Consider the following 17,102-nt stretch of genomic DNA (forward strand, 5'->3'; position numbering starts at 1 on the left):
TTAGGTAGTATAGCCTAAGGAGGGAGCGGGTGTAAAGTAGAGGTCTTTGTTTTTAAATTTTTGCAAGATCACATCTTTTGGGAGAGGGTGACAGAGGTGGAACCCTTGAAGGGTATCGATTTTATTTTCGATCAAATAATCAAAATGTTCGCTCCCCTCAACGCCCTCGGCCGTTACACTCATTCCGAGCACATGGGCGAGATTGGACATTGCTTCGACAATATGACGATGAGAATTCACTTCAAAGAGAGTGAGGATAAATGATTTATCAATTTTGAGGGTATCAATGGGAAGTTGAGCAAGATAGGCAAAAGATGAATATCCGGTTCCAAAATCATCCAATGCGATTCTAACCCCTCCCTTTTTGAGCTGCGTGAGCTGAACAGCGGCAATGTCAATATTTTCCATAACGGCACTTTCCGTTAGCTCAACTTTTAAAAATGCGGGCGGAATAGAACGTTCTTCTAAATACGTTAGGAGGTCATGCGCAAAATACTCTTGATGAAGCTGTTTGGCAGAGACATTAATTGCAATGAAAAACGGTTCATCCGAACGTTCGCGAAGAGTTGTAATAAAGTCACAGGCTTGCCGCAGTACCTCTTTTCCGATGAGAAGAATATCGCCGTTGGTTTCGGCAACCGCAATAAAAATGTCTGGAGCTATAAATCCCTCTTGGGGATGAGGGAGGCGCAACAGGGCTTCATACCCTTCCAAGCGAAGCGTTTTACTATCGATCAGGGGCTGGAAATAGAGTTCAAACAGGTTTTGGCTCAGACCGTCTCGTACCAATGATTCGATGTGTAAAAAGTTGTGAATAGCGCGTTGCATCGAGGCGTGGTAGTAAACGAATTGGTTTTTACCTTTGTTTTTGGCTTCGTACATCGCGGTATCGGCATGTTTGATCAAATCTTCGCCGTTTGAAGCATCTTGGGGATAGAGAACGATACCGATGGAAGTTGAAAGGAAAAAATCGAGTTCATTGATCTGTATCGGAGTTTTGAATATTTGGATTAGACGATTCGCGAAAATATCGATGTTTGATGTATCGGCATCTTGGAGCAAAACAACGAATTCATCGCCCCCGAAACGGGCACAAAAATCATATTTAGCCGCTGTTTCGAGAATGCGGCGGCTTACTTCGATAAGGATTTTATCGCCGATTTCATGCCCCATCGTATCGTTGATATTTTTAAAATTGTCCAAATCCAAGAAAAGGAGGGCAAACGGAGATGAGGGAGAATTTTCAAAGCGATTATCGAGCTGAAGTTTCAGTTTGGCTCGATTCGGAAGCTGTGTGAGCGGATCATGATAAGCTAAAAATGCAATCTCATCGCTTTGGGTTTTAGAGGAGGTAATATCACTGGTGATGCCGATAAAAAGTTGGAGTTTGGGATGGTGATGAATGCGGCTGTTGAGCCATCGAAATTCGCCGTCACTGCGAAAAATCCGGAATCGAATTTCTTGGGATTGTCCTGGAGCCAAGGTTTCAAAAAACATCTGTACCAAGGCTCGGTCATCAGGGTGAATTTGTTGCTGCCAAAGGGATTGATCGGCTAAAAAGATCTCTTTGGTAAAGCCGAAAATCCCCTCAACCGCATTATTGACGTAGCGCAGTGAGAGTGTTTTATTGTCGATATACCAGATCACCTCATTTATACTGCCTAATATCTCTTCAATCTCTTGATTTTTAGAGGTGAGTAGTACGGATAGCTCCCGAGCCTGATGTTCAATCAGCTCTTTGGACGAGAGCAGTTCTTTATTAAGACGATTGACGTCTGTGAGATTTCGCACATTGACAAAAAAACGGATATGGTTATTTTTACGAATCATCCGCACACTCTTAATGGCTTGGATGATTTTACCGTCACGATGGAGAAAATCGGTATCGGCATTAAGCGATTTGCCTTCTCTCATAACTTTGGCGATACACTCGGTGAATACGTCGATATCAGCGAGCAGGCTCAGCATATTGAGCCCTAAAAGGAGGTCATTTTCATAGCCGACCATATCGGAAAAGGCTTCATTGGCAAAGAGAATAACCCCTCGCTCATCGACCATAAGTATCCCTTCCGGAAGATAATTGAGTACATCATAAAGAGGGGCTTCGGCTTGCATATATTCCCAAACGTGATTATTTTGTGATATTGTAATTTGTTATAGTTTAAAACTTCCTTTTAAATGTATTAGGAATCCATAATCAGAATTTAGCTATAATCGCGAAATTTTAGTATGTAAAGAGTTTTGCAATGGTACAAGTCACAAAATTAACAATGCGTTTTGGAAGTCGGGTTTTATTTGAGGGGATCAACCTCAAACTTGATCGTAATAAACGTTACGGTCTTATCGGTGCTAACGGCGCCGGAAAAACAACTTTTTTGAAAATTCTCAGCGGTGAGATCAAAGAGTATGAGGGAGATGTCTCTATCGAGCCGGGGCTCAAAGTAGGTATTTTAGGACAAAATCAGTTTGCATTTGAAGATTTCACGATTGCCGATGCGGTATTGTGGGGGAACAAACGTCTTTACGATGCGATCAAAGAGAAAGAGTATTTATACGCCAACGGCGATTTTGAAGATGACAAAACCAACGATCGTCTTGCCGAGTTGGAGATGATCTCGGTCGAAGAAGATCCGACCTATGAATACGATGTTCAAATCGCCAAAATTTTGGAAAACGTCGGAATCAGTTCGGAGCATCACAATGATTTGATGTCAAGCCTCCCATCATCAGAGAAATTTAAAGTTTTGTTGGCACAAGTGCTCTACCCGAAACCGGACGTTTTGTTCCTCGATGAGCCTACCAATAACCTCGATATCGATACGATCGGATGGTTGGAGCGTGAGCTTCAACGCCATGAGGGGACATTGGTTATCATCTCGCATGACCGTCACTTCATCAATGCCGTTGTTACCAACATTCTTGACGTCGATTTCCAAAAAATTCGAGAGTTTACCGGAACCTATGATGATTGGTATCTCGCTTCTACCGTTATGGCAAACCAAGCACAGTTAGACCGTGATAAAAAAGTAAAAGAGAAAGAGCAACTCGAAGCGTTCGTCCGACGATTCTCGGCAAATGCATCAAAAGCGAAACAGGCAACCTCTCGTCAAAAACAACTCGATAAATTAACCATCGAAGATATCAAACCATCAAGCCGCCGTGACCCAAGTATCGTTTTCAAAGCGAAACGTCCTATGGGGGATGAAGCATTGCGTGTGGCGAATGTTTCTCACAGTTATGGCGATTTGAATGTCTTGCGCGATTTTGATATTCTTGTTTCTCCGGGTGAAAAAATTGCGATTATCGGTGCCAATGGTGCCGGTAAATCAACCTTGTGTAAACTTCTTATGGAAGAGATGAAGCCGACAAGCGGAACTATTACGTGGGGAGCGACGATTGAATATAGTTATTTCCCGCAAGATACTACGGATAAAATCAAAGGGGACGGAACGCTGTATGACTGGCTTCGCGGGTTTGATCCTAAACGTGAAATTTCAGAGATTCGTAACTGTTTGGGACGTATGCTTTTCAACGGTGAACAGCAAGAGAAAAGTGTAGAGAAAATTTCAGGGGGAGAAAAACATCGTATGATGCTCTCTAAGATGATGTTGGAGGGGGGGAATTTCCTCGTACTCGATGAGCCTACCAATCACCTTGACCTTGAAGCGATTATCGCATTGGGTGAAGCGTTGCTGGATTTTGAAGGTAATGTTATTTGTGTGAGTCATGACCGTGAGCTTCTTGATGCATTTGCAGATCGTATTATTGAGTTGCACCTCGATGGAACTTATATCGATTTCAAAGGTTCGTACGAAGAGTTTGCCGAAGCTAAAGCGAGCGGAAGTTTATAATTTGAATTGAGTGGAGAGAAGGATGGAGTATAAAGCTTTTATCGGATTAGGGGTCGCGGGCAACTTCGCCCTCCACCTCGAACAAGCAGGCGAAAGTGCTGATTTTAAGGATATTCTCACCGAAGACCCGAACGGTCCGAAAGGGATGTTTCCTTTTTACATCCCCGGGCGTGAGGGACAGCTTGGTACTTATCCGCTCAGTTCCAATACGATTCTACTTCCCAATGAAGAGTGTAACGTCCAGCCTGAACCTGAAGTGGCTCTTATTTGTGATCTTGATTATGATGCAGACGGTAACGTAACTGCGATCACACCGAAATTTTTCGGTGCCTATAACGACTGTTCGCTCCGTAAAGAGGGAGCTGAGAAAATCAGCCATAAGAAAAATTGGGGCGAAGCATCCAAAGGATTATCTTCGACCTTGATCGCGATCGATGCATTTGAGAAGGGTGGAGTGATGGATACCTATCGTATCGCCTCATTTTTACGACGTGAGGGGATGTTGATGCGCTATGGCGAAGATGTCGAACTCACGGGGTACAGCTTCTTTTACGGTAAATTACTGGAGTGGATGAAAAAGCAGATTAATTCCCAGAGTGATTTCGGTCCATTAGAGCCGATCAGAGAGTATTTGCTAGATGCCGAAAATCCTAAACAGGCGATTATTAGCATCGGGGCGACCCGTTATACCCGTTTTGGAGAGATAAACTTTCTACAAGAGGGGGATGAGGTGATCGTTGTGGTGTATGATAATGCAAAATACTGTACCAATCCGATTCTCTCTATGGCGAACCGTAATGCTTTTGAATCCGAAGGAATCAGCGCATTGGTGCAAAGGGTGATTCGTGCTTAAACCAGGACTTTATCGTCATTATAAAGGAAAACATTACGAGGTAATCGGAGTGGCAAAACACTCTGAGACCTCTGAAAGTCTTGTCGTATATCGTCCTCTGTATGGCGAACGGGGGTTATGGGTGCGACCGCTGGAGATGTTTATCGAGATTCTCCCCAACGGAACAAAACGGTTTGAATACTGCGGAGAGGTTCAGTGAGTCGAGGGATAAAACTCTCGCTCGATCTCGGCGCATCATGGAATGATGGATGGAGTATGGAGGAGGAGAAAACTTCTAACTCACTCGTTCTTCTCGATCCTTCCGCACACCGGCTTGTTTTCCAAAAAGAGAAGCGTAAAGGGAAAGTGGTGACGCTTGTCGGCCCTTTCAGTCTCAGCGAAGAAGATGCCCAAAAGGCTCTTTCAACTCTCAAAAAGTCACTTGCCTGTGGGGGTGCGTATAAAGAGGGGTGGATGGAGTTCCAAGGAGATATCTCTTTGAAAGTGCGTGAAAATCTCGAAAAACTGGGATTTAAGTTTAAAAATCCGAAATAACTTACAGTTTATTTCCAAATACCACTTGATTACGCCCCCGCTCTTTTGCCGCATAGAGGTTGGTGTCTGCCGCATGGATCAGTGCATCATCTCCCATCAGTGCCGTCGGAACGATACATATTCCTCCGATGGAGACGCTTAGTGTCGGTAAAATTTTGCTCCCCTTATGCTCTATTTTTAAACTTTCAATATTGGCACGTACTTTTTCCCCCATCAAGCGGGCATTTGTGCAATCCGTATCGGTGAGGATAACTCCAAACTCTTCTCCGCCCAGACGAAACGGATAATCTCCCGGACGCTGAAAGGTATTTTTGAGGGTTTTAGCGACTGCCTGAAGCGCTTGGTCTCCTTGCAGATGTCCGTAGGTATCATTGTATTGTTTGAAATAATCGATATCCAGCATCATAAATACAAACGGTTTACCGGAACGCAGGGCGCGTTTGAACTCCCGCTCATAAACGACATTAAAATAGCGCCGATTATATAGGGCTGTGAGAGAATCGGTGTAAGAAGCCTGTTCGAGTTTGAGATTAAGATGTTGGAGGGTTTCGGTTGATTCAATCAACTGTTGCTGCTGTAATTCGATACGGGCAAAAATTTTCCATGCCAATCCCATGACAAAAATCAATATCACCACCAAAAATAGGATCAGTTGAAGAAGAGCATTTTGATATCGTGCCATAAGCTCCGAATGTTCATATTGTGCCGCCGCACTTTCGTATATGCTAAGACGGTGGAGGGTTTCATGGATCGATTGAAGATTATCGTTTAAGGTCGCTAATGATATCGGATGGGATAATTTCGGATCGAGAATGATTGAGCGGAGTTGAGTAAAATAATTTCCCACTAGATCCATTTGTGATTCGGTGTAATCAACATAAGGCATCTCCTCAGGACGTTTGGGATGAGAGAGATAGTTGCTCCACCCTTGTTGAATCTTTTCCAATCCAACCGATATTTTTTGTGCCGCATCATCGTCACTGATAAGATGATTATTCCAGCGATAAACGGTTATGGCAAGATCGTTTTGATAGGTATCGGTTATTAATGAGAGTTCATTTAAAGGGAGAAGGGAACCGAAATAGAGGGTATCCATGTGCCGTTTGATATTTTGGATATTAAAATATCCGATCAGTCCTACGACGGTGAGCCCGAAGCCAACCAGCAACAATAAATAGAGCAGTTTGGACTTTAGTTTGAGTGATTCCACGGTTTGTTTTTATCTTTTATATTTGGATAAATAATCTAAGCAACTCCTATACCAAAAGCTATTACAATCACATATTAGAATCGGAGGTCAACGATGGCAAAACGACTTATCAAAGACGAGCGGATTAAAACGATTGTCCATAACATCGCTGAAGATTTTCGCTTTTCGCATGAGACAGGTGATTATGCGCTCTTGTTTTATAAAGCTGATACCGAAGGGGTGATTCGAGGGGTTGATATCGAATCGATGATTGAGTATCTTTCCACAGGGCTCACCGAACTTCAAGATAATATTCAATGGCGTCGAGAGTTTTTAAGCGATAATCCAGGCATGGATGAGATGCGGATGTTGGAAAATCTCGGTGTTATCGAAAAAGAATATATCGATTTACTCGAATTTTTACGTTGAGAATCGATTAAAGAAGGTTGAAAATATGAAATTGAAACGTTTAGCAGGATATAGCCTATTGGTTGCCTCAATACTCAATGCAAATGATGGTTTTAACAGTGAATTGAGTCATTTTGCCGGTGGGGCTGTTATGGCAGGGGGGATTACGGCTGTAGTCGATCGTTTCTATCCGGAATATCGATCGGATAGAGGGATGATCGGATTTGGAATAAGCAGTGCCGCTATTGCTGCGGAGCAGGGTATAGAGTATGCTCTTCATGGAAATGGCCGCGGTCAGTTAATTGATATCGCTTCACACGTAGCAGGTTCAGCACTGGGTGCATTTGTTACAGATCAGTATATTTTATCACCCGTATTCCAAAACTCGGCGAGTGAGGGGAAATATCTCGGAATGAGTCTCCAACATACTTTTTGAGTGAATCGTACTGCTTATTGCTTGGGTTTATAAGGTTCTAGAGGGAGTTTCTTTCCTATAGCGTATTGAATCCCCCCTTGCAAATCGATAACGTTATACCCTTGCTGTTTTCCTAAAAAATTTCCCACGACTTGGGTACGGTTTCCGCTGTTACAGATAAGGGCGAATTTTTCCCCTTTTTTGACGACTTTATTCAGTTGTCCTAAAAAGATTTCGGTATTGTAGTTACCTTGTTCATCAAAAAAGGTGATAGGGATGGAGCCTTTGACAAGTCCTGTCGTTTTCCACTCAGAAGGGGTACGGATATCAATAATCTTGATTTTTGAATCGATCAGTTTCTGATCAATCGGCTGACGGATATAATCGGCCATTAACGTCGTAGCAGACATCAATAGGGCAATGAAAAGAATACGCATTTTGAATCCTCTAATAGGTATAATGGTGGTATTGTATCGATGAATAATTAATATGAGGGTTTATGGGGACATCTAAAACAGAAAATTCAAAACGGCTTCGGTATATCCGGCTGTTGGGTCGTTTTATCAGCGGAATACTCTCGTATCTGGCCAAAAGTGAGTCCCCGACGAAAGAGCAGTATGACCAAAAAGTGGATATGAATTTTCGTTTTTTAGAAAAGAATGAAGCGGTAACACTTTACAAAGACGAGTACACCGAACTCGAAGCACTTGGTCAGAAAATCCTTGATTATCGAGCCAGTGATATGGAGATCGAGACGATTAAAGAAGAGTTATTTTATGCCCAAAATCAGCTGGAGAAGCGGGTAAATGCGCGCCGCTATAAGAAATCAAAACATGATAATCACGCTACGGACGGTTGGTAATTAAATAACCCCTAAATGTTCTAAGAGAATTTTAAATCCAAGTCCGATAAGAATCAATCCTCCGAGCATCTCCGCTTTGCTTTCAAGTAATGAACCCAGTTTTTTCCCGATATACACGGCTGCGAGACACAATGCAAACGTGACCAGTGCAATCACACCTGCTGCCGTATAGATATCGCTTTTTAAAAAGGCAAACGTTACCCCGATGGCCATTGCATCGATACTAGTCGCAATTGCTAAGGTGATGAGGGTTTTGGTTGAGAGGTCGGTAACCTCGTCATCAAACTCATTTTGATATGCTTCATAAAGCATTTTCCCCCCAAGACCTACTAGAAGGACAAAGGCTATCCAGTGATCGAATGATTGAACATATTCGGCGAAGGTGATCCCGATAAAATATCCCGCTAACGGCATAGCTCCTTGGAAGAAACCGAATATACTTGCGCTAAAGAGGGTTTTGGAGAGGTAAAGATCTTTGTATTTTGAGCCGATGGCGATCGATACGGCGACAGAGTCCATAGCCAAAGCCACGGCGAGGATAAGAAGGGTTTCGTTCACGGGGAGTCCTGAGCAATAAGTGCGCAATTATAGCGGACAAAGCCCCGAATTGTTAAGGTGCTGTTTTATGAGCAGCACGATCCCCCGTTGCAACTTGTATCTTTTTTTTGAAATACTCCACGGATGAGGTGCCATCCGATAAGCCCCAGCATGAGCACTGCAGCAGTTTCTTCGAGTATTCCGTGCTGCTCATGCAAATCGACATTCATAGTGATAGAGAGTGACTCAAACAACATATCGATGGATGCACCGAAGGCTATACTCCCGATGGCAATTACCGAGAGATAAATCACTAAGGCCCGTGTCCCCAGCATTGACTTAACCACTCCCATCGTCACGGTATTGGTAGCGGGACCTGCACTTAAAAAGATAAATGCGGCACCCGGGGAAACTCCGGCTATAATCAAAGAAGCCGCTATTGGAAGTGATGCGGTAGCACATACATACATAGGTGCTGCGATTGCAACGGCTATTAGATAGCTTAGAAATCGATTGTCATTAAAGAGCTCATGGAGATTGGAAGGGATTGCCGCTGTAATAAAAGCACCGAGCAACAGCCCCCAAAAGAGAGGTTTGCTGAAGCTTCCCAATAGTGTTACCAGACCGTACTGAAAAACACCCGAGACAGAAAATGGCTTTTTATCTTCTGTTTTAGTCACTTGGACAATTGTTGGCGTCATTTTCGGAGCTGTGGCTGTAAAAGAAAATCCTTTTTTGACAACCTCTTTGGGTTCAAAAATATTCATTAGCACGCCGGCCGCAATCGCTATAACAACGGAGGTACAAACTCGATAGAGGGTAAATACCCATCCGAACATTCCAAAGGTCGCCAAAATCGAGTCGACTCCCGTAATCGGAGTTGAAATCAAAAATGATAAAGTTGCCCCCTTAGATGCACCGTTGCGTCGAAGCGATGCGGCGAAGGGGATAACACTGCATGAACACAAGGGGAGCGGCGTTCCGAATAAGGCTGCTTTGTAGACAGAACCATGAGTCTCGGGACCTAAATGTTTTTGAATCCATGTTTCACTGATAATCTGATGCAATATCCCTGCGGCCAATAGACCAAAAAGGATATAAATCCCCATATCGATACTCAATTCCCAAAATGCGTCCCAAATCAAATACATAAGATACTCCTGAAAATAATAACTATTATCGAATTATGATTATTTTCACTTAAATTGGCCTTATGAAATCATTGAAATGAAGATGAATTACTCTTGGTTTATTTCCACCGTGATGTGAACCAGCTCTTCATGGATGCTCAATTGATCTTTGAAGTAATCGGGAGTAGCTTCTTCATTCGTATGCAGGGAGAGGATACAGGAGTATTTTCCTTTTCCGACACGCCAGACATGCAAATCGGTGATGGTCGCTTTGATAGGACTGGCTTCAATGACTTCATAGATTTCAGCAACGACCGGAGCGTCCATTTCTGCGTCTAACAAAATACGTCCGGAGTCCCGCAGTAATCCGTATGCCCATACCGAAACCAATCCGGCTCCGACGATACCCATTACCGGATCGAGCCAAGCCGCACCCCATAATTTACCGCAGATCAATGCAATAATAGCGAGTACTGAAGTGGCGGCATCGGCAATGACGTGCATATAGGCAGAGCGTAGATTAAGGTCGTGATGGTGATCATGCTGGTCATGGTGATGATGGCCATGATCGTGATGATGATCATGAGAATGTCCGTCTTTGAGCAGCCATGCACACGCAAGATTGACCAGTAAACCGATGATCGCAATTTCAATCGCTTGGTCGTAATGGATCGGTGTCGGTGAAATTAAACGCTCAGCGGATTGAAATAACATAAGAGCAGCTACGCCGACTAGAAAAATGGCACTGGTATAACCGCCTAGAACTTCGATCTTCCATGTCCCGAACGTAAAACGCTTATCATGGGCATAACGTCGTGCCGCACTGTACGCCATGACCGATAAGCCCAAGGCCAAAGCATGTGAACTCATGTGCCACCCATCAGCCAAGAGTGCCATTGAGTTATACACCCATCCGCCGATAATCTCAGCTACCATCATAAACGCTGTTAATGCAACAGCGATACGGGTATTTCTCTCCGCGAGAGGATTCCCCTCATCAAAAATATGGGAGTGATACCAGCGTTCGGCAGACGATGAAGCATACATGAAATTAAATCCTTTATTAAAATTATGATACTATACCCCAGTATACTTAATTATGATTAAAAAACAGAGAGCACTATGGCACACACGATTCATGCTAAGAAACAATTATTGACACGGGTTCGGCGGATAAAAGGGCAGGCTGAGGCATTGGAAAAGGCGTTGAATGATGAAAAAGAGTGTTCGGCGGTTCTTCAGCAGATTGCCGCGATCCGAGGAGCGGTCAACGGTTTGATGAATGAGGTATTGGAAGGATATATCCGCGAACATCTGAGCGCCGATGCTCCTGCCGGGCAGCGTGAGGAAGATTTAGAAAAACTGGTGGGCGTATTGCGCTCGTATTTGAAGTAACTACAGTCTCTCTATTGCGCCGCGTTCCAGGCGGACTTTCCCTTTGTGCTCTAAATCTTTAAGCAGTCGGCTGATAACGACGCGTGATGTTCCCAGCTGAGTCGCAATCTGCTCGTGGGTCATTTCAATACGGCTGTTTTCCTGATGCGCGAGCCATTCCAATAAACGTACATTGAGACGTTTGAATTTGATATCCTCTACGAGAGTAGCCAGCGATGCGAGACGGACGGTAAAGAGAGAAAATATGAAACTGAGATACTCCGGGCTTTGGGACATGAGTGAGCGGATCGATTCATGATCGAGGAGATAGCCGCTGATATCATTTTCAGTGACGGCGGTTCCGATGGCGACATCCTGAGCCACGAGGCTGGCGGTATTGATGACGCATTGTTCAAGTGGTTTGAGCGTATAGAGGGTGATCTCTTCGATCCCTTCCCCTTGGATATAGAGGCGGACATTTCCTTCGGTTAAAAAAAGGATATCTTTGCACACATCACCTTGATAAAATAAAATAGTATTTTTTGCGACGGTGATCGGACGGGCATGAGTATGGACAAAGTGTTGAAGTTCTGAGGATAGATGGGAGAAAAAAGTAAATTGTGCAAGTTCCATATAAATGCCTCAAGGGATTTGAGGCATTATAACACGAAATTATGATTCTTGTTTTATCTTGCATCCCGTATCGAACCCCAAAAGACCATAAAGCGGACAAAAGCTTATAAGGCCGGTAAGCAGCAAAATAATACCTGCATAGCCGAAAACACTTCCACCCATACTGGCCCATAGGATGAGGGAAACTCCCGCAACGATTCTAAGGGCACGATCAATTTTTCCTAGGTTACATACCATTGTAAACTCCTTGGTCGAGAATGTGATTCTCTAAATTTGTAGGAGCATTGTAATGCTTTGAGAGCAAAGGTGTCTGTAACATGAGTTACACAGAACATATAAATTATTTTTTCGGTGTATTGCAATCCGTCGCTTTTCCAAAAATACATCGCCCGTTAAAGATCAGTTTTCGGATAAAGAAGAAAAGTGAAATCGAGGCAATGATTCCACTGATAATAGCATGAGGGATTAATCCTTGAGTAAAAAAAGAGATCGTCGCAATCATAAATGCAAAGGTGAGGATAAGACACATAATAAATCCTTGATCTTGAATATAATGAACTATAGCTCATTAAGTGTTGGTGTGTCAGTAATAAAAGTTACAGAAATACCGCTTGGCATTGTGCTCTTGATAATCGTACCATTATTACGAATCAATACATAGGCGATTTTGAGTTTCTCTAACATTACGATTGCCTTTTTCTCCTTTATCACCGAAACGGCAGTGGCCAATGCATCTAGACGGGTATTGTCTCCCATATCTATTAATGTCACCGATGCATAATATTGTTCCGGTTGTCCTGTTTTTGGATCGATGAGATGATTATAGGTTTTATTTTTAATATAGCGCTCGTAATTTCCGCTAGTACTCACTGCAAAGCGAGGTAATGTAGATTGGATGGTTGCAATATGAGCATTTGGATGGAATGGATCTTGAATCTCAACCCTACACTCACTTAAACATCCAATATCACCGGATGCGGCTACAACTGCTTTGGTAACACCATTGCTTTGGAGTTTTCCCATTGCCAAATCGACTGCATACCCCTTACCGATTCCCCCTAAATCAATAATGGTTCCCGGAAGAATCTTGACCTGATTTCCCTCGATTTTCATTCGATAGGAGCCTACAAATTTTTCTGATTTCAGAAGCACCTCTTTTGAAGGTATACGTTCATTATCGTATCCAAAACGATATGCCCCATGGGTTAATGAACCAATCGTAACATCAAATGCTCCATCACTGATATGGGTTATCTCAAGTGAGCGTACCAAAATTTTGCGAGTTATCTCAGAAGTATTCAACTCATAGTCTCGATTAAGACGCGAAATTTCAGAATCATTTTTATACGTCGAAAGACGATTGTCCAACTCTCTAAATAAATCAAAAACGTTATCACTCAGATTTTCTTCGTTCACTTCAACACTAATGAGTGTCCCCATATGAACTTGTGTACGAGGGACTGCGTAGAGACTAGAAAGGGTTAATAAGAGTAAAAATAGTGTTTTCATACTAAGAAGTTTACCATGAATCGTCAAATATAGCTCTATAAACGATAGTCATTTTCATTATTAATATTATTTTTAGGTTTCCCTATTATACTTTCGCAATCAATAATCACTATCATAAAAGGATATGAAATGAAAAACCTCCTCTTAAGCTCGTGCGCTGCACTGGTCCTTACGTCCAATCTCTCAGCGGATGAGATCACTGATCTCAAAGCCCAACTCAAAGCCCTTACAGAGCGTTTAGAGTCCATTGAAACAAGTACGAAAAAACAGGCCGAACAAACGAATGCGCTGACTTCGGAACTTATCAATGTTCAAAATGCAACTTCATTTAGCACGGTTGATATGACAAAAACGGAAGCAGGGCTTGGTGCGGCAGCTTCCAAAATCTATTATTCCAAAACTCCTCTTTCAATTGGGGGATATGGTGAGATGTTTTATTCACACCAAACCCATGCAAATACAGATCAAACTGAAGTGTACAGATTTGTCCCCTACATCGGGTATAAATTTAGTGATAACATTATTTTGAACTCTGAAATAGAATTTGAACATGGGGGACAAGAAGTCTCTGTGGAGCAACTCTATCTTGATTTTTTACTTGATCCTACTTTTAATGTTCGTTTGGGACATCAAGTGGTCCCTATGGGTTTAATCAATCTGAATCATGAGCCGGTTTTATTTAATACCGTTGCACGTCCGGATGTTGAAAAATATCTTATCCCTTCAACGTGGCATGAAACAGGATTGACGGTCTATGGGAAAACAGAGAATTTTAATTATGCGGCCGGAGCGATTGTTGCGCTTGATATGAGTCTTGCTAATCATGATGGAGCTCCTGAAGCAGATAGCTTTGGAAAAAACTGGATTCGTGACGCACGACGCGGAGGAAATGAGTCCAACAGTGAAACCTCCAATCTTGGTATAGTTGCACGGTTTGATTATACCGGTATTAACGGATTGCTCGTAGGAACAAGTCTATATACGGGTAAAGCAGGAGCTTCTACCAACGGTGAAGGAGAAGGAAGAATGACGATAGCTGATATACATGCTCAGTATCAATATGAAGGGTTCAAAATAAAAGGGCTTTATACCCAATCCCATCTCAGTAATGCTGCTGCATATCTCGGCGATCACCAAGGGGTCATTGCCACTGAACACCCAGAGTCAGCGCGTGGAGGTTATATCAATATGGAGTATAATGTTTTACCATTTTTTGCACAGGCGAGTACACGATTACCGATTTTCTTTCAGTATGAAAACTATAATCTCGCAACATCGCTTACCGATGGAACTTCGTTTGGAAATACAGAAAGCTTTACTTACGGTTTAAATTACTTCCCTCATGAGCAAGTCGTTTTAAAAGGGGAGTATACATTGCGGCATAATAAGAATGGTGTTAATACCAATGAAAATGAAGGAGTGTATTCCTTCGGATTAGGATTTATATTTTGATTAAAATAACGCTCTTTGTAATCGCTCTTGCCACCCTCGGTTTCGCCCAAGTATTGGGCGATCCCACTGTTCTCACACAACGCACCTTTAGCGCCAAAAGTGTTGAGACCCAAAACATCATTTTAACCGATAGCCAGATGACACAGCTCTCACAGGCGTCTATGCAAAAAATAGATACTAAACTTTACCGACTTTATCTCGCTAAAAATGGGGAAAAAACGATAGGGTATGGTGTATTGATGAATAAAAAAGTACGAACTAAAACCGCTATTGCCCTCTATCTCATCGATCTTGGCGGTAAAATAAAATCGATTGAGATTGTTGCCTTTAATGAGCCTATCGAGTATCTTCCAAGTAAAACATGGTTGGATGTCTTCGATAATAAAAGCAGTGCCAATACGCTCAAACTTAACCAGGATATCCCCACTACGACAGGGGCTACTTTATCCGCTCGTGCAATTACAGATGGGGCACGCATAGCATTGGAATTATTAGAGATTGTAAAACCATGAAGTTTATTGCCTCAAAAAAGCTTTCCGATAATGTGACATTACGTGCTGTTATCCTATGGATGTTAATCACTCTCATGCTCGCGATGGGGCTTAGTCTAAGTGCCAAAAGGATCGATTTCGGACTCACGCCCGATGCATGGATTGCTACCGTAATGGGGAGTGAAGCAGAATTCGTCGATCCTTTACTCTTTAGTGATTTGCTTCTTGGAATTCACACGGATCTTTTTGGGCTTATTATCACCTTTATCCTTATAGCATCGCTTTATGTACGTACATCACGCACAACGTCGACGAAAATCACCCTTTTTGCGATTCTTCTCATTACATTGCTGAGCTATCCTCTTGGATTGCTCACGTCATCCGTTTTTGGTGCGATAGCTGTTGTCATCGGCTTGAGTTCTTTTATTCTTTTTCACAGTATTATTATTATGATGGCGATGGATCTACTCATTGCACTCATTCGAAGACGCCTTTAGATGAATCAACGGCTACTTACTATTTTAGCATTAGGATTTGGCGCCCTTGTGATTCTCCAAACGGTTTTGGGCGGATGGCTCTTTATTCATAATATTGGAATCTCTCCGCATGAGATAACAACTTATTATGCGGATAAATCGTTACACGGGTTACTTGAGGTACTTATGCCTCATATTCTTTTTATTGGTATTGCCCTCATGGTCGTACTTCATTTTTTGGCATTTATTGAAGTAATGCCCCAAAATACTAGAACACGGTTCACTCATATTCTCTTCACTCTTTATTTTTTTGATCAACTGAGTGTATTACCTATTATGATGGGAGTTGAAATTTTTTCCATCCTAAAACTCATCTCATTTATAGGATTCGAGGTTACCCTTGCATGGCTATGGATTTGGATGTTTAAAATAACGCTGGTGACACTCAGGGGAGGTGATTGAGATGCTCTTTGACATCGCTGAGACGGACGAAAGTGAACCCTTGTGTTTTGAGTTTGGCAAGCCCCTCTATGATCCCTTCACGTGTTCCGCTCTCAGGATGGTTCATATGAAAAATGAGAATATCTCCATTATGAGCACTTTCGATCTGCTGTGCTACTTTGGGTGCATTAAAGGTTGCCCCTGCATCCCCTAACACACTAAATCCTGCGATTTCAACTCCGTTTCTATGGGCAATTTCAACGGCCTGTTCATCGTAGTAAGCGGTGCCGGAACGGAAAAAACGGGGGCGTTTACCGGTGAGCTTTTCGATCAAATCACCGTTACCGTTGATTTCATGGGCAACCTCTTCGGCTGAAGCGGTCCCGGGGATATTGTAAATACTTTTACCGTTCACAGAGAGTGGGTGGTGTGCGGTACCGTGATTGGCGATCTCAAATAAAGGATTTGCCGCCAAACGTGCGAAGGCTTCAGGGTTGCTTTGAATCCATCTTGAGTTGATAAACAATGTTGCAGAAATGTTGTTTTCGCTCAGGTAATCGATGAGTCCCGCATCGTATCCAGAACTGCGAGCACTCCCCCCACACGCATCGAAGGTAAGGGCAAGCTCTTTTTTGTGTGTCTGAAAAGTTGTGACGACACCGGTTACGTTTTCACCCCATTGTACAGGTTCATTTGCCATGCCGGAGAAAAAAAGAAGTGCGGATAGAACCAGTGGTTTAATCATTCGGTTTTTTCTTTGACGTATCCGGCACCTTGATTTACTTTTCCCTTGGTCCAATCGACTGAGTTGGATGTATCTTCTTTAATGCCGCTCCATGTTGCGGCACAGCCTGAGAAAAAAACTAAAGTTAGTGTAAGAGAGAGTAGGAATTTCATGAGATTACCTCTTATTTTATAAAATGAGAAAATTGTAACTAAGAAATGTT

The 17,102-nt window shown here is 42.7% G+C and carries 24 protein-coding genes; 12 read left to right on the forward strand and 12 right to left on the reverse strand.

What is annotated here, in order from left to right; all coding sequences use genetic code 11:
- Entirely contained in the window at positions 1-2,115 is a 2,115-nt protein-coding gene (locus PHI47_RS03140) for a GGDEF and EAL domain-containing protein (RefSeq protein ID WP_299933662.1), read from the reverse strand.
- A gap of 131 nt (positions 2,116-2,246) precedes the next feature.
- Here PHI47_RS03140 and PHI47_RS03145 point away from each other — a divergent pair, with 131 nt between their 5' ends.
- The 4 genes from PHI47_RS03145 to PHI47_RS03160 are packed head-to-tail and all read left to right on the forward strand — an operon-like array spanning position 2,247 to position 5,238.
- Positions 2,247-3,851 (forward strand): ATP-binding cassette domain-containing protein, encoded by a 1,605-nt coding sequence (locus tag PHI47_RS03145; protein WP_299933664.1) that lies wholly within the window; start codon positions 2,247-2,249, stop codon positions 3,849-3,851.
- Positions 3,852-3,873: 22 nt separating this feature from the next.
- Positions 3,874-4,704: a DUF5718 family protein gene (locus tag PHI47_RS03150; RefSeq protein ID WP_299933666.1), complete on the forward strand. Its 831-nt coding sequence runs from the start codon at positions 3,874-3,876 to the stop codon at positions 4,702-4,704.
- Complete coding sequence (locus tag PHI47_RS03155; RefSeq protein WP_299933668.1) at positions 4,697-4,903, forward strand: DUF1653 domain-containing protein; 207 nt, start codon at positions 4,697-4,699, stop codon at positions 4,901-4,903. The genes PHI47_RS03150 and PHI47_RS03155 overlap by 8 nt, the downstream gene beginning before the upstream one ends.
- The gene (locus tag PHI47_RS03160) at positions 4,900-5,238 is read left to right on the forward strand and encodes a translation initiation factor (RefSeq protein WP_299933670.1); all 339 of its coding nucleotides are present in this window, start codon (positions 4,900-4,902) and stop codon (positions 5,236-5,238) included. The genes PHI47_RS03155 and PHI47_RS03160 overlap by 4 nt, the downstream gene beginning before the upstream one ends.
- A 1-nt stretch (position 5,239) precedes the next feature.
- On the opposite strand, the gene PHI47_RS03165 is transcribed toward PHI47_RS03160, so the two are convergent.
- A complete protein-coding gene (locus tag PHI47_RS03165; protein ID WP_299933672.1) occupies positions 5,240-6,448 on the reverse strand; it encodes a diguanylate cyclase in 1,209 nt (402 codons plus the stop codon).
- 93 nt (positions 6,449-6,541) lie between these two features.
- On the opposite strand from PHI47_RS03165, the gene PHI47_RS03170 reads away from it, so the two are divergent.
- Both PHI47_RS03170 and PHI47_RS03175 read left to right on the forward strand, forming a co-directional pair.
- Positions 6,542-6,856, forward strand: coding sequence for a hypothetical protein (locus PHI47_RS03170; protein WP_299933674.1), 315 nt, complete (start codon positions 6,542-6,544; stop codon positions 6,854-6,856).
- Between the two features lie 25 nt (positions 6,857-6,881).
- Positions 6,882-7,271: a hypothetical protein gene (locus PHI47_RS03175; protein ID WP_299933676.1), complete on the forward strand. Its 390-nt coding sequence runs from the start codon at positions 6,882-6,884 to the stop codon at positions 7,269-7,271.
- A gap of 14 nt (positions 7,272-7,285) precedes the next feature.
- Here the strand turns inward: PHI47_RS03175 and PHI47_RS03180 are convergent, their stop codons facing one another.
- Positions 7,286-7,687: a rhodanese-like domain-containing protein gene (locus PHI47_RS03180; protein WP_299933678.1), complete on the reverse strand. Its 402-nt coding sequence runs from the start codon at positions 7,685-7,687 to the stop codon at positions 7,286-7,288.
- Between the two features lie 62 nt (positions 7,688-7,749).
- Between PHI47_RS03180 and PHI47_RS03185 the strand changes: the two genes are divergently transcribed.
- Complete coding sequence (locus PHI47_RS03185) at positions 7,750-8,112, forward strand: hypothetical protein (protein ID WP_299933680.1); 363 nt, start codon at positions 7,750-7,752, stop codon at positions 8,110-8,112.
- On the opposite strand, the gene PHI47_RS03190 is transcribed toward PHI47_RS03185, so the two are convergent.
- The 3 genes from PHI47_RS03190 to dmeF form a co-directional block, all read right to left on the reverse strand.
- Positions 8,113-8,631 carry a manganese efflux pump MntP family protein gene (locus PHI47_RS03190; protein WP_299933767.1) on the reverse strand — a complete coding sequence of 173 codons (519 nt, stop codon included), beginning with the start codon at positions 8,629-8,631 and terminating at the stop codon, positions 8,113-8,115.
- A gap of 104 nt (positions 8,632-8,735) precedes the next feature.
- On the reverse strand, positions 8,736-9,800 hold the full coding sequence (locus PHI47_RS03195; protein WP_299933682.1) for an SO_0444 family Cu/Zn efflux transporter: 1,065 nt from the start codon (positions 9,798-9,800) through the stop codon (positions 8,736-8,738).
- An 87-nt stretch (positions 9,801-9,887) separates the two neighbouring features.
- On the reverse strand, positions 9,888-10,826 hold the full coding sequence (gene dmeF / locus PHI47_RS03200) for a CDF family Co(II)/Ni(II) efflux transporter DmeF (RefSeq protein WP_299933685.1): 939 nt from the start codon (positions 10,824-10,826) through the stop codon (positions 9,888-9,890).
- Between the two features lie 75 nt (positions 10,827-10,901).
- Here dmeF and PHI47_RS03205 point away from each other — a divergent pair, with 75 nt between their 5' ends.
- The gene (locus tag PHI47_RS03205; protein WP_299933687.1) at positions 10,902-11,174 is read left to right on the forward strand and encodes a metal/formaldehyde-sensitive transcriptional repressor; all 273 of its coding nucleotides are present in this window, start codon (positions 10,902-10,904) and stop codon (positions 11,172-11,174) included.
- On the opposite strand, the gene PHI47_RS03210 is transcribed toward PHI47_RS03205, so the two are convergent.
- The 4 genes from PHI47_RS03210 to PHI47_RS03225 form a co-directional block, all read right to left on the reverse strand.
- Positions 11,175-11,786 (reverse strand): Crp/Fnr family transcriptional regulator, encoded by a 612-nt coding sequence (locus tag PHI47_RS03210; protein WP_299933689.1) that lies wholly within the window; start codon positions 11,784-11,786, stop codon positions 11,175-11,177.
- A 39-nt stretch (positions 11,787-11,825) separates the two neighbouring features.
- Positions 11,826-12,023, reverse strand: a complete 198-nt coding sequence (locus PHI47_RS03215; protein WP_299933691.1) for a DUF2892 domain-containing protein — start codon at positions 12,021-12,023, stop codon at positions 11,826-11,828.
- A 103-nt stretch (positions 12,024-12,126) separates the two neighbouring features.
- Positions 12,127-12,315, reverse strand: coding sequence for a hypothetical protein (locus PHI47_RS03220; RefSeq protein ID WP_299933693.1), 189 nt, complete (start codon positions 12,313-12,315; stop codon positions 12,127-12,129).
- Positions 12,316-12,344: 29 nt separating this feature from the next.
- Positions 12,345-13,295, reverse strand: a complete 951-nt coding sequence (locus PHI47_RS03225; protein ID WP_299933695.1) for an FAD:protein FMN transferase — start codon at positions 13,293-13,295, stop codon at positions 12,345-12,347.
- A 129-nt stretch (positions 13,296-13,424) separates the two neighbouring features.
- Here PHI47_RS03225 and PHI47_RS03230 point away from each other — a divergent pair, with 129 nt between their 5' ends.
- The 4 genes from PHI47_RS03230 to PHI47_RS03245 are packed head-to-tail and all read left to right on the forward strand — an operon-like array spanning position 13,425 to position 16,176.
- Entirely contained in the window at positions 13,425-14,747 is a 1,323-nt protein-coding gene (locus tag PHI47_RS03230; protein ID WP_299933697.1) for a porin, read from the forward strand.
- Positions 14,744-15,259, forward strand: coding sequence for an FMN-binding protein (locus PHI47_RS03235; protein ID WP_299933699.1), 516 nt, complete (start codon positions 14,744-14,746; stop codon positions 15,257-15,259). Before PHI47_RS03230 ends, PHI47_RS03235 begins: the two co-directional genes overlap by 4 nt.
- Positions 15,256-15,735 (forward strand): hypothetical protein, encoded by a 480-nt coding sequence (locus tag PHI47_RS03240; RefSeq protein WP_299933701.1) that lies wholly within the window; start codon positions 15,256-15,258, stop codon positions 15,733-15,735. Before PHI47_RS03235 ends, PHI47_RS03240 begins: the two co-directional genes overlap by 4 nt.
- Positions 15,736-16,176 carry a hypothetical protein gene (locus PHI47_RS03245; protein WP_299933703.1) on the forward strand — a complete coding sequence of 147 codons (441 nt, stop codon included), beginning with the start codon at positions 15,736-15,738 and terminating at the stop codon, positions 16,174-16,176.
- Here the strand turns inward: PHI47_RS03245 and PHI47_RS03250 are convergent.
- Positions 16,160-16,900 (reverse strand): polysaccharide deacetylase family protein, encoded by a 741-nt coding sequence (locus PHI47_RS03250; RefSeq protein ID WP_299933705.1) that lies wholly within the window; start codon positions 16,898-16,900, stop codon positions 16,160-16,162. The genes PHI47_RS03245 and PHI47_RS03250 overlap by 17 nt on opposite strands.
- Positions 16,897-17,052, reverse strand: coding sequence for a hypothetical protein (locus PHI47_RS03255; RefSeq protein ID WP_299933707.1), 156 nt, complete (start codon positions 17,050-17,052; stop codon positions 16,897-16,899). The genes PHI47_RS03250 and PHI47_RS03255 overlap by 4 nt, the downstream gene beginning before the upstream one ends.
- Positions 17,053-17,102 lie beyond the last annotated feature (50 nt).

It is taken from the genome of Sulfuricurvum sp. (assembly GCF_028713855.1).
In the GTDB taxonomy this organism is placed as follows: domain Bacteria; phylum Campylobacterota; class Campylobacteria; order Campylobacterales; family Sulfurimonadaceae; genus Sulfuricurvum.

What these genes read in the sequence shown, in the direction of transcription:
- PHI47_RS03140 (WP_299933662.1), bottom strand. Translation starts at nt 2,115, where the DNA reads ATGCAAGCCGAAGCCCCTCTTTATGATGTACTCAATTATCTTCCGGAA.
- PHI47_RS03145 (WP_299933664.1), top strand. Translation starts at nt 2,247, where the DNA reads ATGGTACAAGTCACAAAATTAACAATGCGTTTTGGAAGTCGGGTTTTA.
- PHI47_RS03150 (WP_299933666.1), top strand. Translation starts at nt 3,874, where the DNA reads ATGGAGTATAAAGCTTTTATCGGATTAGGGGTCGCGGGCAACTTCGCC.
- PHI47_RS03170 (WP_299933674.1), top strand. Translation starts at nt 6,542, where the DNA reads ATGGCAAAACGACTTATCAAAGACGAGCGGATTAAAACGATTGTCCAT.
- PHI47_RS03175 (WP_299933676.1), top strand. Translation starts at nt 6,882, where the DNA reads ATGAAATTGAAACGTTTAGCAGGATATAGCCTATTGGTTGCCTCAATA.
- PHI47_RS03180 (WP_299933678.1), bottom strand. Translation starts at nt 7,687, where the DNA reads ATGCGTATTCTTTTCATTGCCCTATTGATGTCTGCTACGACGTTAATG.
- PHI47_RS03185 (WP_299933680.1), top strand. Translation starts at nt 7,750, where the DNA reads ATGGGGACATCTAAAACAGAAAATTCAAAACGGCTTCGGTATATCCGG.
- PHI47_RS03190 (WP_299933767.1), bottom strand. Translation starts at nt 8,631, where the DNA reads ATGGACTCTGTCGCCGTATCGATCGCCATCGGCTCAAAATACAAAGAT.
- PHI47_RS03195 (WP_299933682.1), bottom strand. Translation starts at nt 9,800, where the DNA reads ATGTATTTGATTTGGGACGCATTTTGGGAATTGAGTATCGATATGGGG.
- dmeF (WP_299933685.1), bottom strand. Translation starts at nt 10,826, where the DNA reads ATGTATGCTTCATCGTCTGCCGAACGCTGGTATCACTCCCATATTTTT.
- PHI47_RS03205 (WP_299933687.1), top strand. Translation starts at nt 10,902, where the DNA reads ATGGCACACACGATTCATGCTAAGAAACAATTATTGACACGGGTTCGG.
- PHI47_RS03210 (WP_299933689.1), bottom strand. Translation starts at nt 11,786, where the DNA reads ATGGAACTTGCACAATTTACTTTTTTCTCCCATCTATCCTCAGAACTT.
- PHI47_RS03215 (WP_299933691.1), bottom strand. Translation starts at nt 12,023, where the DNA reads ATGGTATGTAACCTAGGAAAAATTGATCGTGCCCTTAGAATCGTTGCG.
- PHI47_RS03220 (WP_299933693.1), bottom strand. Translation starts at nt 12,315, where the DNA reads ATGTGTCTTATCCTCACCTTTGCATTTATGATTGCGACGATCTCTTTT.
- PHI47_RS03225 (WP_299933695.1), bottom strand. Translation starts at nt 13,295, where the DNA reads ATGAAAACACTATTTTTACTCTTATTAACCCTTTCTAGTCTCTACGCA.
- PHI47_RS03230 (WP_299933697.1), top strand. Translation starts at nt 13,425, where the DNA reads ATGAAAAACCTCCTCTTAAGCTCGTGCGCTGCACTGGTCCTTACGTCC.
- PHI47_RS03240 (WP_299933701.1), top strand. Translation starts at nt 15,256, where the DNA reads ATGAAGTTTATTGCCTCAAAAAAGCTTTCCGATAATGTGACATTACGT.
- PHI47_RS03245 (WP_299933703.1), top strand. Translation starts at nt 15,736, where the DNA reads ATGAATCAACGGCTACTTACTATTTTAGCATTAGGATTTGGCGCCCTT.
- PHI47_RS03250 (WP_299933705.1), bottom strand. Translation starts at nt 16,900, where the DNA reads ATGATTAAACCACTGGTTCTATCCGCACTTCTTTTTTTCTCCGGCATG.
- PHI47_RS03255 (WP_299933707.1), bottom strand. Translation starts at nt 17,052, where the DNA reads ATGAAATTCCTACTCTCTCTTACACTAACTTTAGTTTTTTTCTCAGGC.